6 protein-coding genes are annotated in these 18,472 nt (G+C 46.3%); all 6 read left to right on the top strand.

Features of this window, described 5'->3' with window-relative positions; translation table 11 throughout:
- Positions 1-12: 12 nt before the first annotated feature.
- The 6 genes from MJ612_RS15120 (at position 13) to MJ612_RS15095 (ending at position 18,239) form a co-directional block, all read left to right on the top strand.
- On the top strand, positions 13-3,339 hold the full coding sequence (locus MJ612_RS15120; RefSeq protein WP_187033824.1) for an endonuclease: 3,327 nt from the start codon (positions 13-15) through the stop codon (positions 3,337-3,339).
- A gap of 319 nt (positions 3,340-3,658) precedes the next feature.
- The gene (locus MJ612_RS15115) at positions 3,659-7,342 is read left to right on the top strand and encodes an Ig-like domain-containing protein (RefSeq protein ID WP_250419206.1); all 3,684 of its coding nucleotides are present in this window, start codon (positions 3,659-3,661) and stop codon (positions 7,340-7,342) included.
- Between the two features lie 2 nt (positions 7,343-7,344).
- Entirely contained in the window at positions 7,345-8,310 is a 966-nt protein-coding gene (locus MJ612_RS15110; RefSeq protein WP_187033825.1) for a PorP/SprF family type IX secretion system membrane protein, read from the top strand.
- Between the two features lie 473 nt (positions 8,311-8,783).
- Positions 8,784-15,257 (top strand): ice-binding family protein, encoded by a 6,474-nt coding sequence (locus tag MJ612_RS15105; RefSeq protein WP_187033826.1) that lies wholly within the window; start codon positions 8,784-8,786, stop codon positions 15,255-15,257.
- 13 nt (positions 15,258-15,270) lie between these two features.
- The gene (locus MJ612_RS15100) at positions 15,271-16,230 is read left to right on the top strand and encodes a PorP/SprF family type IX secretion system membrane protein (RefSeq protein WP_187033827.1); all 960 of its coding nucleotides are present in this window, start codon (positions 15,271-15,273) and stop codon (positions 16,228-16,230) included.
- Positions 16,227-18,239, top strand: a complete 2,013-nt coding sequence (locus tag MJ612_RS15095; RefSeq protein WP_187033828.1) for an OmpA family protein — start codon at positions 16,227-16,229, stop codon at positions 18,237-18,239. The genes MJ612_RS15100 and MJ612_RS15095 overlap by 4 nt, the downstream gene beginning before the upstream one ends.
- Positions 18,240-18,472 lie beyond the last annotated feature (233 nt).

Here is an 18,472-nt window from a genome sequence, read left to right as displayed (position 1 = left end):
CAGTTACTTTTCATGAAGAGAATTTTACTCGCTTTCAGTATTTTACTGTCTGCTACGCTGCAACTTGCGGCACAAACAGCCCCGCCTACCAATCTCTCCGGCGAAGAATTAAAAACCTGGTTACGCACCAACTGGTACGATAGCAAACACAGAACATTAAGCTATAGTACCGCACGCGGAAAGATGTATAATTACATTGATAACTATAGCAGCCTCGTTAGCTGTGTGTATTCTGGCTATCAGGAAAGTAAGCCCTACAGCGAAACGAATACGTCTACGACCATGGCTAATATAAACTGCGAGCACACTATTCCGCAGTCATGGTTTAGTAGTAACGAACCTATGGTATCAGATATTCATCACCTGTACCCAACAGTAATCCAGTGGAACAGCGACCGTGGCAGTGATCCTTTTGCTGAAATATCAGATAACCAGACCACAAAATGGATACGTGGCAATAGCTCACAAACTACAATTCCAACAACAAACATCGACGAATACAGTGAAGACACCAACACCCAGTTCGAACCCCGGGAAGACCATAAAGGAAATTTGGCCCGCTCTGTATTCTACTTCTACACTATGTATCCTTCGCAAGCCGGAAGTATAAGCCGCATCGGAGATATTAATACACTTTACCAATGGCATATTAAAGACCCAGTTGACGACCGTGAACGTGAGCGTAACCGCCGTGTTGAAGTTGCCCAGGGTAACCTTAACCCCTACATTGATTACCCGGAACTGGTAGCAAAAGCCTGGAACCTGACACCAGTAAACTGCTCTCCTGCTACTCAGGTAGCAAACCTTTCTATTTCTCAGAGAACTACAACATCCCTGACGCTTAACTGGACAAACGGCTCCGGAGACAGAAGGCTTATAGTTGTAAAAGAAGCCAGTCCTGTAGCTTTTACTCCATCCGGTGCCTACAGTGGTATCAATGCTGATTTCAGCGCAGCAACTGACCAGGGAAACGGGCAGCGTATCGTTTACTATAACAGTGGTAGCAGCGTAACTATAACTGGCCTTAAAGCTAACACAGTATATTACATGCAGGCATTTGAGTCTTGCTCAACAGGTAATACTTACAATACAACAGCTGCACCGGCTATATCAGCTACTACCCCGGATTATGCCTGTGCAGGAGTGCCAACTGCTGTAGTAGGCTTAACTTCAGCAAACATTACCCAAACCGGTTTTAACCTGACCTGGACAAATGGCACCGGCGATGGCAGAATTGTAGTGATCCGTAAAGATGAAGCCCCAACGTTTGTTCCGCAGGCTGGTACAGTTTATAATGGTGCAGCAGCAAGCTATACTTCGGCAGCTACACTAACCGACGGAAGCAAACTGCTTTACAGCGGCACCGGCAGCGAAGTAACAGTTATAGGCTTACAGACAGGCAGTTTATACTTTGTGCAGGTATACGAAATGTGCTCCAATGGCAACCAGTACGCGACTACAGCTCCAGCTTTAGCTGTAACTACAACAGCAGCTAATACGCCACCAACAGGTAACGGTAATGTATTGGTAATGCAGGATTTTAATGGAACTGCCAACGATGGCTGGGTAGTTACATCAGGCTTTAGTAATTCAACAACAAATACTGGTTTACCGGATGGTCAGCGTGTCAGAACAGGAGCAAGTTTGCAGGTATCTAATGCCACAAAAGAAGTGATGTTTGCTGATGTAAATGTGGCGGGCAAGCAGGATGTATACTTAGAGCTTTATAACTCTTCTGTTTCAGTTACAACAGGCAATGGTTTTGATACCGGAGATTACCTGGAAGTATATGTGGCGCTAAATGGCGCTGATTTTTCAGCTACACCAGAAATTAAAATTACCGGAAATGCCAGCGATAATAACATCCGTTATGGCATGGATGGTACGGCAACTATAACTACAGCAGCAGGCACTCTCGCTGAGAAAGTTTTTACAGAGAAACTAACTTCGCCTAACGTATTGGCTGTAGATAAGGCACCTTCTATACTTCGGGTAACTATACCAAACGGTACCACTTCTGTAAAAGCAAAGATTGGTATCAAAAACAATTCATCAAATGAAGTATGGAACATAGAAGATGTGGCACTTTATTCTGCTACAACTTCAACAGATTGTGATGAGAATGTATTGGAAGGCCATGCCGGCGAAAACAAAACCATTTATTCAGGGCAATCGGTAACTATAGGCGCTGTAGCGGAAACAGGTTATACTTACAGCTGGTTTCCGGCTGCTGGCTTATCTGATGCTACAGCAGCTAACCCTACGCTGACGCTTACAACGCCGGGTACTTATGTATACACGGTTACAGCAACTAAAGATGGCTGTACTTCTACAGATGATGTAACGGTTACTGTGCAAGCCATTACGCCACCAACAGCAGCAAGTATAGCTATATGCGCTGGCGAGTCAGCTACGCTGCAAGTAGCCAACCCAGATGCTGAAATGACTTACAAATGGTATGATGCTGAAACCGGAACTACATCCCTGGCAACCGGAGCGACCTTTACAACATCACCACTTACTGCTTCAACCCTATATTATGTAGAAGCTGTTAACGCAGCTGGTGCTACAAGTGCCCGCACCAAAGTAACAGTAACGGTAGGCACTCCGGCTGCAGCAACTATAACTGGCCCTGCTACTATTTGCGCCGGCGAAACAGTTACTTTCGTTGCTACCGGGCAGGTTAACGCTACAGATTACAGTTGGAATGTACCGCCAACCTGGAGCATCTTGTCTGGGGTAGGCACTGCTCAGATCAGTGTAAGAGTTACGGATGCATCCGGTGAAGTAAGCTTAGCGGTAGCAAACAACTGTGGACAAAGCGCGCCTGCTACCCTGGCAGTTACAGTTAATGCAGTTCCGGATAAACCGGTTGTTACCCAAAAGGGGAATCAGTTAACAGCAAGTATAGCTGGTGCAGTTTACGAGTGGACTAAAGACGGTGAAGTTGTAGCTAATGCCACTGAAAAAACTATAACTATAACCGAGAGTGGCAATTATAAGGTACGCGCACATAATGGCTCAGCGTGTTATTCTGTTTCTTCTGATGTGTTCCAGGCTGTTTTGCAGCCTACTGCTATCGAAGACGAACTTGCGTCAGGCATAGTAGTGGTGCCAAACCCGGCTCCGGGCAAGTTCAGTATCTACACGGCAGAGCCATTACAGCACACAGAAGTAGTTATTACGAACATGATAGGCAGCGTGGTTTATCGTGCTTCAGTGCCAGTAATGCAGGAAAGTATGGAAGTAAATCTGAGCAGATTACCGGCTGGCTTTTACCTGGTGCAGCTTCAGGCTAAAAAGGTGCGTGTAGTACGTAAAGTGCTCCTGACAAAATAACCACAATAATTTATACTTAACGAAGGCCCTGCAGCTAACCTGCAGGGCCTTTTTGCGTTTATATGCTGTACGCCTGGTTTTTTTATACCTGCTTATCCATACTTGGCGGATTTTAAGTACGTTTTGTAAATATCAAAGCTGTTGCGCAACCTTTTATTGTTTTTTCCAATAAAGGTAGGTGCGGTTGTACACCTGTAGCCAGCAGCTAAAACTGGTGCCAAGTGTACAGCACTAAGCTTAACTGACGCTATAATTTCTGATTTCCCTACCAAACAGAAGATCCTGTAGCCCAGCCTGTTGCTATGTGCCGAATTATTGCTTGGAGAAATATACTCTGGCGGTGGCTAACTATAGCAAGAGTAATGGTGTAGCTGGTAGTTCACCCTTTAAAACTGACTTGATGCGCTTACTTTTATTAAAGCACATTTACTGGCCTTTCCTGATACTGTGCATGTTGCTTACACACGTTGCAGCTGCTCAAACAACACCTTCTTGCCAGGTAACGATAGATGCAGAGGGATCCTCGTCGCTTTGCCAGGGAGAGTCTGTTACGTTGCGGGCTGAATCATCAAACCAGATTTCGGCGTGGCAATGGTTTTTAAACGGGGCACCTATAACCGGGGCAACCGGAGCTACCATATCAGCAAGTATAGACGGAGATTATACAGTTCAGGTCTCTGGGGCCACCTGTCAAACTACCACTTCTGCTCCCTTCCAGATAACTGTGTCTCCAAGGCCGGCCAATCCCAGCTTTTTAGTAACCCCTACTACTGCGCAATGTGCCGGTACCCCACTTGCCTTTCAGGTAAACGCACCTCAACCCGATATTTTTTACACATGGTTATTCGGGGATGGAAGCACTGCCAAAGGAGATTCCGTAGGCCATACCTATACCGATAAAGGTATAAACATTGCCAACTATAATGTAAAAGTAATTGCTACCAGCGCGCAGGGGTGCCAGTCCGATACGGTTACGCAGCAGGTAAGAGTAAGAAGAATGCCGGAAGCTGCTTTTGCGGATACCTCTGGTTTCCAGACCTGTTTGCCTGACACAGTAGAGGATAATGAGATAAAGGTATTTGCTCACATTGAGAACAAAACTATAGAGCCATACTTGTCTGATATCAGAACCTATATAGTAAACTGGGGCGATGGCGGACCGGACGTACAGTATACCCGAAACGAATTCCCGATCAAAAACCCAAACCCTTATACCAAGTTAGGTGATTTTCCAGTCTCGATCAGGGCTGTGGCTAGTAATGGCTGCGAGTTTGTGTTTGATACTACTTATAGTGTAAGTAAAGAGCCCAAGGCCAATTTTACCTATAACAAGCAGCCAGCATCTACACCATCGTCGTGTTTGCCGGTTATAGTTGCGCTTGGCGATAGCTCCACGGGTGGCGGCCTAAGCTACAAATGGTCGATAGAACCCCAGACAGGATTTACGATAGAATATGGCGGCCTTGACCAGGATACGTTATCGTTGCTCTTCACGGAGAGTGGTATTTACCAGATAGAATTAATTGTAGCCAACGGCTGCGACGACGATACCACTTCCCAGTCAGTTATAGTTGGTTTCCCGCAGGTGCAACTCCCGCCGGATACTGTTTCCTGTGGGCCAATCGATTTTAAGTATACTACGGGTGTAATACCGGGTACGGGTAACGTATTTGTAGATCCTAACTTAGGCAAGATCAGGAGTGCCGTCTGGACAGTTACCAGCCCTACAGGAGCTACACGTACATTAAGCGGACAAAACCAGACCATACGATTTACAGAAGAAGGGGAGCATGAGGTCACGCTCGTCGTCGAGAACGAGTGCGGTTCATCGGCAGAGCTCTCCGGGTTATTTACCACAGTGCAAAAAGTAACAGTACTGCCTATACCTGAAGCCCCTACTATACAGGACGTAACAGTATGTAGCGGCGATTCTGTAACCTTAACACCTACAGGCCCGGGCGGTAACTATAATTTTTATGATGCACAAGGTACGCTGCTGCTCACGGGCCCAAGTTATACGACAACAGGCATCACCCAAACTACTGACTTTAGTGTAGAAACTATAGGCGATAATGATTGCCCGAGCGCGCGGGTGCCTGTAAAAGTAACTGTAGTGCCACCGTTGGCAAACAATATCATTCAGGGCGATCAAAGCCTTTGCCAAGGTGATGCACCTGCTCCGCTAACTGGTAATACTCCTACAGGTGGTACGGGTGGTGGTTATATTTATACCTGGCTGAGCAGTACATCTGGGCCAGATGCAGGTTTTGCCCCGGCTGCAGGTGTAAACAATGATATAAACTATACACCACAGCCACTAAACCAGCGCACTTGGTTCCGGAGGTTAATAACAGTTGCCAGTTGCTCCCCAGATACAAGTAATGCTGTGCTGGTAAATGCAGTTCCTAAAATTCAGAACAATACTATTTCAGCGTCTCAGGATATTTGCGAAGGGCAACAACCCGAAACATTAGTAGGGTCGCGTGTTACAGGTGGTGATGGGGCTATTTACGAATTTAAGTGGCAGGTGAGTACCGAAGGTCCGGGTACAGGCTTTGTAGATGCGCCTGGCGACAATACCAGCGAGAATTACAGCCCGGGTGTACTTACGCAGGCATCATGGTTCAGAAGGGTAGTAACATCGGCGGGCTGCGTAGTTATTTCGGAGCCGGTAATGATCGATCTTGTACCTCAACTGGATAATAACACAATTGCGGCCGCCCAGACAATTTGCGTCGGAACCACTCCGGAGCCACTAACAGGGTCAGCCCCAACAGGTGGATCAGGACCTTATACCTACTTATGGGAAAGCAGTATTACGAGTGCTACCGGTGGCTTCTCTCCTGCTGCTGGTACCAACAACGGACAAAGCTATACACCGGGCAACCTGAAGGTAAACACCTGGTTCAGGCGGACAGTAACTTCCGAAGGTTGTGAGGCTAATGTAAGTGAGGCTATACTTATCACGGTTAACCAGGGAGTCGCCAATAACAGTATCAGTGCGCCACAAACAATCTGTGCTGGCGATGTTCCTGAAACCCTGACCGGATCAGTTCCTACGGGTGGCAATGGTACTTATACTTATTTGTGGCAGAGCAGCATTACCGGCCCGGACAGTGGTTTTGGGTCGGCTGCCGGAACAAATACATCTCCCAACTATACGCCGCAGGCACTTACACAAAATACATGGTTCAGGAGAATAGTAGACTCTCAGGGTTGTGAAACAACTTCAGAGCCTATACTTGTAACTGTAAACCCAAGGCCATCTCCGCCAATACTGACTGTGCGTGATGCTACCACCTGCCCGGGCGGATCAGCGACACTAACTGTGCAAAGTGCTACTGGCAGTATTTACCAATGGTTTACAGATGCAACAGGCGGCGAGCCGGTATTTGAGGGGGCTGTTTTCAAGACACCAAATTTAACCCAGCCAACAACCTACTATGTAGAGGCAGTTAACACAAATGGTTGCTCCAGCGCAACCCGGACATCTGTAAATGTAAGTATAGTTGATCCTGTTGCAGATGCAGGTCCTGATGTAACTATTATACAAGGCAGAACAGTGGAACTTCGGGCTACAGGTGGTGATATTTATGTATGGGAGCCTGCCGAGAGCCTAAGCAACCCGAATGTAGCTAACCCGGTAGCAAAACCAAATGAGACAACTACCTACAGGGTAACTGTAAGTACAGAAGAGGGTTGCTCCGCCACCGATGAAGTAACTATAACTGTTATACCTGCTATTAAAATACCGAATGCCTTCACGCCTAACCGTGATAACGTGAACGAAGTATGGGAGATCGAGAATATTGAGAATTACCCGGAAGTGCGTGTGGAGATCTTTAACCGCTGGGGCAATATCGTTTATACGTCTAATGGCTACGGCACGCCCTGGGACGGAACGCTGAACGGTGAAGACCTGCCGGTAGCAACTTACTATTACATGATTTACCTGAACAGGGCTGAGAAACCAATTTCGGGCAACGTTACCATTATCCGTTAATTATGAGAAAGCTAACCATATACCTGCTGATGTTCTTAATGTTGGTTTGTGCGCAAACAGCTTTTTCGCAGCAGCGGCCACAGTATAGCCAGTACATGCTCAACAACTTTATACTTAACCCTGCTATTACAGGTATAGAAGATTATGCTGATATACGGGTAAGCAACCGGCGGCAGTGGGTTGGATTGGATGGTGCTCCGGTTACCTATTACCTCACGGCACATACGCCATTAAATAAAGGTTTTGGAAGCACAAAATACCACAGAGCACTCGCGCATCATGGTATAGGTGCAGTTTTTCATACAGATAAAACCGGGCCCTTGCGCCGTACAGGAGTGTCATTTGCTTATGCTTACCATCTGCCCATAACAAACTCTATAAATGTATCAGGTGGAGCCTCTGTAGGCATCATTAATAATAGAATAAATTCCAATGACCTGGAATTTGGAAATAATAACGATCCATTGGTTGGTGGGGGTAACCTGAATAATAATGTGGTGGACCTTAACCTGGGGCTTTGGATTTATTCACGTAACTTTTCGATTGGCGTGGCTGGTGCCCAGCTCCTGGAAGATGTGGGAAGCTTTAGTGCCGCCGAAGAAGAACGGGCAGCCATGGAGCTGCAGCGCCATTATTTTGCCACTGCAAGTTATCGCTTCGAGCCTACTTCAAAAATAGATGTTATACCGTCTGTTATGCTGAAATTGGCTGATCCGAGCCCTAACTCTATAGATGTTAGCTTACGTACCCTGTATGATGAGCGCTTTTGGGTAGGTGCGGCTTATCGCCATAACGATGCAGTAGTTGGTATGGTGGGTGTTTATGTGAGCCCGCTACTGGATGTTTCCTATTCTTATGATGCCACTACCTCTAATCTGAATCAGGTAAGTGCAGGTACTCACGAAATAGTTGTCGGTTTTAAATTACTTAATAACAGGCGTATACTTTGTCCGCAATGGATATGGTAAGAATGCCCTTATATTACAAATAATTGCTTTAGTAAGGCGCAGCTCAGGTTGCGCCTTTTTATTTGCTAAAGTTTATCATACCCTCTCCATTTATTGCACTGATTTTTTCAGCTACATCATCATTAAATTTTAAGATTTTTATAATATTATTTATCAGAGAGTTAGGTGGTATTTATAATTTTCTTATATTAGTGTACATCTATGTACCCTGCTAACTTGGCTGTTATGTTATAATGGATGCTAAAACTTGCATTTATTTAATATAATTACGGGTGTATGAACGATATTTGAAAATTGGATGTAACTTTCTGAAAACAAGCATCTGGGGTCAGAAGCTGTTGCACTACTTTGCCTTAACAAGGCAGTAAAAGTGATGCTGTAGCAGTGGAGAAGTGAAGCTTTCAGGTGCTGTTAAAATACAATCTATTCGCAAACTTAATCAGTCCTATTGTAAAACATTTACTTTTTACTAAATGGGGAGCTTAGTAAAGAATGTACTGCTGCTTGCAGCAGTCTTCTTCAGTGTTATTGCCAGCACTATGGCGCAGGGCCTCTCTTTGGGTTCTGCTGCTGCATTTAACGTGCTGGCCAGTAAAAAAGTGGCTAACAATGGCAGCACTGTAGTTCAGGGTGATGTTGGCGTTGGTACAGGTGCTATACTTACCGGTTTTGCACCCGGAAGTATAAAAGGTGCCACACATATCAACGATGCCGTTTCACTTAATGCCCTTTCCGACCTTTCTGCCAGTTATACAACCTACTCTCAAAAACCCGCTGATCAGGTTCTGCCAAATACTATCAGTGATCAGGCCTTTACTGCAGGAGTTTACAAAATAAACGGATCAGCTGTAATTGCCGGTCCTATTGTGCTCGATGCCAATTTCAACCCGAATGCTACCTTCATCTTTCAGATAACCAAAGGCCTGCAGGTAAACGATAATGTAACAATAGCGCTTATAAACGGGGCTAAAGTAAACAATGTGCTTTGGCTGGTAGCTGAAGATGCTGTAATTGGTAATGGTGCATACCTGAAAGGTAACCTGGTAGCGAAGAACATCATCACGGTACGTGATGATGCAGCCGTACTTGGTAGGGTAATGAGTATAAACGATGCTGTATACTTGAGCAATAACATCCTGTCGCTCCCAACAGATCTTAGCATTACAAAAGCTAAAGTTGTCAGCTCGCCAGCTCAGAAGTATGCTGTAGGTGATATTGTAACTTTTAAGATAGAAGTAAAGAACCTGGGCCCGGTAGATGATGAATCTGTTATGATTCGTGATGTATTGCCGGCTGGTTTGAGCTATGTATCTTCCACAACAAGCAAAGCCGGCTCAACATACGATCCGTCTTTTGGCCTTTGGATATTGGATGAGCTGAAAGTAGGCGAAGTGCAAACTTTAACTATAAATGCACGCGCTACTATGGCAGGTTATATTGTAAATACTGCAACTGTAGCCGGCTCCACTGTAGACGAAAACCTGACTAATAATAAATCTGATGCAGACCTATGCGTTGTGCTTTCTGATGCCGGCGAAATTCAGGGGCCGGTAGCTGTTTGTGCGGGCAGTACCAACACCTATAACATAAAGCAGATTGCCGGTGCCACTTATACCTGGACAGTGCCATCTGATTGGGTGATAACAGCCGGAAACAGAAATTCTTCAGAGATAACAGTAAAGATTGGAAATTCTTCAGGTACCATATCTGTAACAGTTAATAACATTTGCGGCGCCAGCCCCCCAAGCAGACTAACTGTAGAAGTGGTAAAGGACGTTCCGCCAAAGGCAGGGCCTATCTCCGGTACATTGGAATTGTGTTCTGGTAAAGCAACAACATATAGCATTGCACCAGTGGCAGGAGCTTCCGGATACCGCTGGACATTGCCAGCCGGATGGACCATGGTGAGCGATAACGGAACATCTATAACAGTTACTACTGATGGCGATGCCACTACAAAACAACTAAGTGTAGTAGCTTACAATATGTGTGGCGACGGTGAACCAAGTACGCTGAATATTACACCAGTACTTACCATACCAGTTACACCCGGGGCCATTACTGGCCCTTCAGCCGTTTGTGCTACAGTAGCATCTGCCACTTACCGCATTAACAATGTAGCAAATGCCAGCAGCTATACCTGGTCGGTACCTGCCGGCTGGGTAATCTTAAGCGGGCAGGGAACTACCACTATCACTGTAAAGCCAACTTCTCAGGCAGGTGATGTTACAGTAAAGGCAGTTAATGATTGCGGTGAGAGTACTGCACAAAAATTGACAGTTACACCCGTTGAGAACCCGCCACTTGCCCCTGGTGCCATTAAAGGCACAGATATAGTTTGTATGGGTACTTCAGGATTGGTTTATAGTATAGATGCCGTACCAAATGCAAAAGGCTATACCTGGACAGTTCCTGTTGGTTGGACAATTGTTTCGGGACAGAATACACCAAGTATAACAGTAACAGCTGGCACCGGAAACGGTAAAATAACAGTAGTAGCCTTAAACGATTGCGGTTCTAACGGTAATAGCTCCAAAGATGTGCAGGTTACGCAGGGTTTACCTGCAGCACCGGCAGCAATCAGGGGTACAGTGTATGGTTGCGCTACACAGACGGCCACTTATACTATTGATCCGGTAGCCGGTGCTCAAAGCTATGTATGGGTAGTGCCAGCGGGCTGGACCATCCAAAGCGGTCAGGGCACGACTTCCATTACAGTAAAAGTAGGCTCAGGCACAGGTACTATTTCAGTAAAGGCCAAAGGAACTTGCGGCGAAGGCCCTGCCCGCACGCTGAATGTGCAGCCGCAGGTAACTCCGCCTGCTTCTCCTTCCACAATCAATGGCCCTGCTGAAGTTTGTGCTGGCCAGACAGGCATAACCTATAGTGTAGCTGCCATTACGGGAGTTACCTCCTATACCTGGACAGTGCCAACTGGCTGGACAATTGTTTCAGGACAAGGTACGACAAGTATAAAAGTAACAGCAGGTGCTACAAACGGGAACATTTCGGTAACGGCAACCAACGACTGTGGTACCAGCACCGCAAAAGCTCTGGCTGTGAAAGTATCTACCGAGGCGCCTGCCACCCCGGGAGCAATTTCAGGACTTGCAACTGTATGTAGCGGTCAGGCAGGTATAACTTATAGCATTGCCGCCGTTACGGGAGCAACTTCTTATGAATGGTCTGCTCCAGGCTGGACCATCTTGTCAGGGCAAGGAACAACAAGTATAACTTTATCAGCTGCAACTACAGGTACAACTATAACAGTAACAGCGAAGAATGCCTGTGGCAATACAAGCAGCACATCAAAGCAAGTGCAAGTAACAAACGCGGTTCCAGCAGCTCCAACTGCCATAAAAGGTACTCCTTATGGTTGTGCTAATCTTACTGCGACTTATTCCATTGACCCGGTTACAGGTGCGCAAAGCTATGCCTGGACAGTGCCGACAGGATGGACGATTCAGAGTGGTCAGGGTACAACAACTATAACCGTTAAAGCAAGTTCAGAAGCAGGAGCGATCTCTGTGAAAGCAAAGGGTAACTGTGGAGATGGTCCGGCAACAACTTTAAATGTACAGCCACAAGTAATAAAACCAGCAACACCTGCTGCAATCAGCGGTCCATCAGAAGCTTGCCAAGGACAAACAGATCTGACTTATAGTGTGGCTGCCATAGCAGGTGTAACAACTTATACCTGGACGGTTCCAACTGGCTGGACAATAGTTAGCGGTCAAGGCACAACAACTATAAAGGTTAAAGCAGGTAACAGCAACGGCAATGTAACTGTAACAGCTGCCAACGATTGCGGAACAAGCGATGCTCAAACCAAAGCAGTTACTGTTTCAACGGCAGCACCAGCTTCACCGGGGGAAATTACTGGTTCTGCTACAGTGTGTTCCGGCCAGACAGGTATCACTTATAGTATAGCAGCAGTAACAGGTGCTACGTCTTATGAGTGGAGCGCGCCGGGTTGGACCGTAGTTTCAGGACAAGGTACTACACAAATTACACTTGCAACAGGGAGTGCCGGAACAACAATAACTGTAACTGCAAAGAATGCCTGCGGTAACACAAGTAGCAGTACAAAACAGGTTCAGGTTACAGATCAGCTTCCATCAGCGTCTGCAGCTATCAGGGGTACAGCGTATGGTTGCGCTACGCAAACAGCTACGTATACTATTGATCCGGTAGCTGGTGCTATTGGTTATACCTGGACAGTGCCTACTGGTTGGACAATAGTTTCAGGACAGAACACCACCTCCATCTCAGTAAAAGTGGGCTCAGGCACAGGTACTATTTCAGTAAAGGCCAAAGGAACTTGCGGCGAAGGCCCGGCTACCACTTTAAACGTACAGCCACAGGTAACTCTACCTAATCCACCGGCAGCAATCAATGGTCCTGTAGAAGTTTGTAAAGCACAGGCCAACCTTACTTATAGTGTAGCTGCTATTGCCGGAGTTTCTGCTTATACCTGGACGGTACCTGCAGGTTGGACTATAGTTTCAGGACAAGGCACGACAACTATAAAAGTAACAGCAGGTGCTACAAACGGAAACATTTCGGTAACGGCTACCAACGACTGCGGCACCAGCACGGCAAAAGTTCTTGCTGTGAAAGTATCTACCGAGGCACCGGCCACACCGGGAGCAATTTCAGGACCAGCCACTGTTTGCGGTGGTCAGGCAAACTTAACGTATAGTATAGCTGCGGTTACGGGAGCTACTTCTTATGAGTGGAGTGCTCCGGGCTGGACAATCGTATCAGGTCAGGGTACTGCAAGTATAACTGTATCAGCAGGCAGCACAGGAACTACAATCTCAGTTATCGCAAAAAATGCCTGCGGCAACACAAGCCCGGTGCAGATAACAACTGTCATTACACAATCAGCTCCAGCTAAACCAGGAACTATAACCGGAACAACTGCAGCATGTGTGGGTAAAGAGCAAACCTTCAGTGTGCCGGCGGTGGCAGGAGCAACCAGTTATATCTGGATAGTACCAACAGGCTGGACAATTGTTTCTCAGAACGGTAATTCAATTGTAGTAAAAGCAGGAACAACGGCAGGCAATATAAGTGTAACAGCTACAAATGGTTGTGGCACAGGACCTGCCTCTACAGTAGCAGTAACATCTATAACAGGTGCTATATCAGGAGTAACTGGTATAACTGGCTCTGCCATTACTTGTGCCGGCAGTAATACTACTTTTACAGTACCTGCAGGTACTGGTGTTACCAAATATAACTGGGAGGTGCCAACTGGCTGGACAATAGTTTCAGGGCAAGGCACAACTACCATAACTGTAAAAGCAGGCACAGCACCAGGTAACGTGAAGCTTACCGCATCTAATGATTGCGGTTTTGTAGCGGTGTCTAAAGCAGTTGAAGCAAATACAGCTATTCCTGCGAGTCCGGGTACAATTACCGGTAGCGCAAGCGGATGTTCTGGTAGCACTCAAAAGTATAGTATAGCAGCAGTAAGCGGAGCGGTTAGCTATACCTGGTCAGTACCGCAGGGCTGGACAATAACCGGCGGGCAAGGTACTACAACTATAGATGTACAGGCAGGCACAACAAGCGGACAAGTAACGGTAACAGCTACCAACTCTTGCGGTAACAGCAGCTCATCATCAACTAAAACAGTAACAATAACAAACAGCGCACCGGTAGCAGGCACCATAACCGGAACAACTGCTATATGCGGAACAACAAGCGGGCTGGTTTATAGTGTAGCGCCGGTAGCTGGCGCAACATCTTATACCTGGTCAGTTCCGGCAGGCTGGAGCATTGCCGCAGGTCAGGGTACAAACAGCATTACGGTAAATGCCGGTACTGCAGGCGGCGAAATAAAAGTAATGGCTGCGAATACGTGCGGTCAGGGTGCTAACAGTACATTAGCTGTAACAATGCCAACTCCACTTCCTGCCCCAGGCCCGATAGCTGGATTTATGGATGCCTGCAGTTCGATACCAACAACAACTTATAGTATAGATCCGGTTGCTGGCGCTACAGGATATGCTTGGGAGCTGCCTTTAGGCTGGACATTGGTGGCAGGACAGGGTACAACAACTGTAACAGTTGGGGTAACCAGCGCACCAGGTACTATAAAAGTAAAAGCTGTAAATGCATGTAGCCAGAGTACATTCAGCCAGTTACAGGTGCAGCCTGTATCAAGCAAACCACTTAAGCCGGCAAGTATAAACGGTCCTGCAAATGCGTGTACCGGACGAAATGTAACCTATACGATAAGCGAAGTAGCTGATGCATCTTCTTATACCTGGATAGTACCTGCAACTTGGAAAATAGTAACAGGGCAGGGCACAAACCAGATAACGGTAACAGCAGGTGCGCTCGGAGGAGTTGTAGAAGTAATGGCAAACAACGGTTGCGGGTCCAGCGAAAATGCAGCTATTCAGGTGCGTGTAAATGAGATGGGCGCCATGGGCGAGATACAGGATCTGAGCTCACCTTGCGAGGGGCTGAAGTATATGGTAGCTCCTGTTGATGGCGCAACTTCTTATAATTGGTCGTTACCGGAAGGTTGGACAATAGTAGCAGGTGAAGGCACAAATATTATCATGGTAAATGCAGGCAGAAAAGATGGTACCATTAGCGTGGTAGCTGATAACGGAACCTGCGGCACCGTGCCATCAACCATCATGTCAGATAAATCGAAGGCTGAGACAATAATTGATGTGCCAAATGTTTTCTCGCCTAACAACGATGGTACACACGATACCTGGGTGATCAAGAGCCTCGAGAAATTCCCTGACAACGACATCACCATCCTGAACAGATGGGGAACAGAAGTATACAAAGCAAAATCCTACAAAAATAACTGGACCGGCGATAACCTGGCAGAGGGTACCTACTATTATGTTGCACGCGTGAAGCTATGCGACGGCACAGATAGAATGCTTAAAGGTTACGTGATGATTGTAAGATAAAAGCATAGACCAAATGAAAACAAAACTACCCTATTTACTTGTGTTGCTCTGTGCATTGGTTGTACAGCAGGCTTCGGCTCAGCAGGCGCCACAGTACACACAGTATATTTTTAATGAGCTTGTTATAAACCCTGCCTACTCCGGGAGCAAAGACATTATAAACATTAATACCACCTATCGCTCTCAGTGGACAGGGTTAGAAGGAGCACCAACCACCCAAACGCTCAGTGTGGATGGCCCGGCGCGCAATGCCAGAATGGGTTGGGGAATGCACCTGATAAACGATAGGGCCGGCGCTCAATCGCAGACGGGAGCTTATGCCAACATCGCTACACGTATTAACCTGAGCCGTACAGCACAATTATCACTGGGTATTGCAGGCGGTATTTCGCAGTACGTATTGGATGGCACAAAGCTTAACCCTGGAGACGAAACCCCCGATGTAGCTATACCGGAAGGCCGGGAGTCGCAGATATTGCCGGATGCCAAAATAGGTTTGTTCTTTAACACAGAGCGTTACTATGCCGGCTTATCGGTAGCAAACCTGATTCCTTTTAAAGACGATAATACTATAATTGCTACACCACGCAGACACTACTTCTTCTCTACAGGTTACATGTTTGATCTTGGTCCGTGGATAAGTCTGAAGCCCAGCTTCCTGATAAAGCAGGATTTTAAAGGACCGGCAAACCTGGACCTGAATGCTTTCCTGTTGATGTATAACCGCGTTTGGTTAGGCGGCTCTTACCGCACTGCTGTACCTATGTTCACAGATGTGGATATGAGCGAAATTAAAAAACGAAACGCATGGGCTATACTGGCGCAGGTATACGCTACACCTAAATTCAGAATTGGTTACTCCTATGATGTAAGCCTTACAAAACTTCGTGATTTTTCATCGCATGAAGTATCTTTGGGTTACTCTATCTTTAAAAAACAAAACGGACGTACTATTACGCCTCGTAACTTATGATCCACCACATCACCCGAAACCTCCGACTGGCGCTTATCTTGTTAGGCCTGGTGCTTACTTTTTTGCAAACTGCGAAAGCACAGGATTTACAAAAGGCAGATAAGCACTTTAACGAATTTGAATTCAGCCTGGCGCTCGATGAGTATAAAGCTATACTAGACCAGGGAGAACCAAGCCTAACCGTAGTACAGCGCATTGCCGATATATACCGCATCCTTAACAACAGCAAGGAAGCTGAGTTCTGGTATGCACAGGTAATTACGTTTGCAGGTGCCGACCCCTCAGCTTATTACCTATATGCAGAATCAGCGAAGCGGAACGGGAACTATGAGAAAGCAAAGCTGCTGTTCTTAGAGTATAGTAATAAAGTACCTGGGCAGGCTGTGCTAGCACAACGTATGGCCGCCTCCTGCGATACATCCATGGAATGGATACGGGATCCGAAGCCATTTAAAGTATGGAAAGAGAAAACCCTGAATTCGCAGGGTGCTGATTTTAGTCCTTTCAAAGCAAAAGATGGGTTATACTTTGCCTCCGACAGGCTGGTGAAGAAAGGTAAAGAGCAGGTAGAACGTTATGGCTGGACAGGAAACGGATACATACAAATGTATTATGCTCCTGCTAAAAGCGACACTACCTGGAGTAACCCGACAGCACTTCCATCTTCTATAAACACCGCTTACCACAATGGCCCTGGCGTATTCCATGAAAAGGACCAGACATTATACTTTACACGTACACGCGCTGTTCGCCGTGAAGTGAAAAAGAACAGCGACCCGACCAGCTGGTTTAAGGGTGCAGAGGGTGGTACGCACATAAACAGACTTGGTATTTATACTGCCAGTAAAAAAGGCAACAAGTGGAAGAAGGGAAAAGCTTTTAAGTATAATAACACAGACCAGTTCTCTATCGGACATCCGGCAATAACGACAGATGGTAACGTACTATACTTTGTATCGGATATGCCGGGAGGTTTAGGCGAAACAGATATATACTACAGCGAGCGCCAGCCAAACGGAGAATGGAGCGAACCAATAAATGCTGGTAACAAAATAAATACTACCGGCCGCGAAAGCTTCCCAAGTATAGGTGCCGATGGTGTTTTATACTTCTCTTCAGACGGCCATATGGGTATGGGCGGGCTGGACCTGTTTAAAGCTGTTGGTGCACATAAAGCCTGGACCACAGTAGAGAACATGAAATATCCGTTCAATACGTCGCATGATGATCTTGGACTGGTAATGGATGCATCCGGTAAAACAGGTATGTTATCGTCGGGCAGGTTAGCCGAAGATGGCTTTGATGATATTTTGTCGTTTGTGGAAGAGCGTATACCTTGTACCATTGCAGGTAAAACCATAGAGTTTGTTCCGGACCCTCAGAACAGAGGTAAGAAAAAAGAGCTCACCGTAGGCAACGTAAGACTTCAGATAACAGAAGAAAGAAGCAATGCTAAGCCAATAGAAATAGAATCTGATAAGGATGGCAACTTTACCTTCCCGGTGTTTGCAGGTGGTAAGTATACCATTCGTGGTTCCAAACCTAATTACCTGACACAAACTATAACCGTGTCGCCGGACTGTCGAAATACAACTGATTCTGTAATGGTGGAGATGGTGTTTAACCGCGACACACCTAACAAGCCAATTGTGCTGGAAAACATCTACTACGACCTGGATAAGTATGAGATAACAGCCCAAGCAGCCGTAGAACTAGATAAACTGGTACAGACGCTGAAAGATAACCCATCTATCGTTATCGAATTAAGTTCGCACACCGACAGCCGCCAGACAAATTACTATAACCAGATGTTGTCAGACCTTAGAGCACAGGCTGCTGTAGATTACCTGGTGTTAAAAGGTATAGACAGAAACAGGCTGGTAGCTAAAGGATACGGCGAAACACAGCTACTTAACAAATGTAAAGATGGCGTGTCGTGCCCTGAGGATATGCACCAGGAAAACCGACGCACAGAATTTAAAATAATCAGAAAGGTAAGTAACCTGTAACATAAAAAGAGGCGGCACCAGATAAGTGCCGCCTCTTTTGTTTAAGATTTAATTGGTGTTTACTGTGCCGATCAACCGCCATCTATAGGTAACATGGCGCCTGTTAACTGACCAGCTGTATCAGAAGCCAAAGTATAAAGCAAGCTCAGCAATGGCATCAATCGTTACAAACTGCTATACAGCCTGCTTCTTCAGCATAGTACTGACAGTATAAATATTTGTGCAAGGTTATA

This window comes from Pontibacter deserti (assembly GCF_023630255.1).
GTDB classification, from domain to species: Bacteria; Bacteroidota; Bacteroidia; order Cytophagales; family Hymenobacteraceae; genus Pontibacter; species Pontibacter deserti.
Note: the sequence above shows the minus strand (reverse complement) of the source record. Positions and strands in the feature narration are given on the sequence as shown.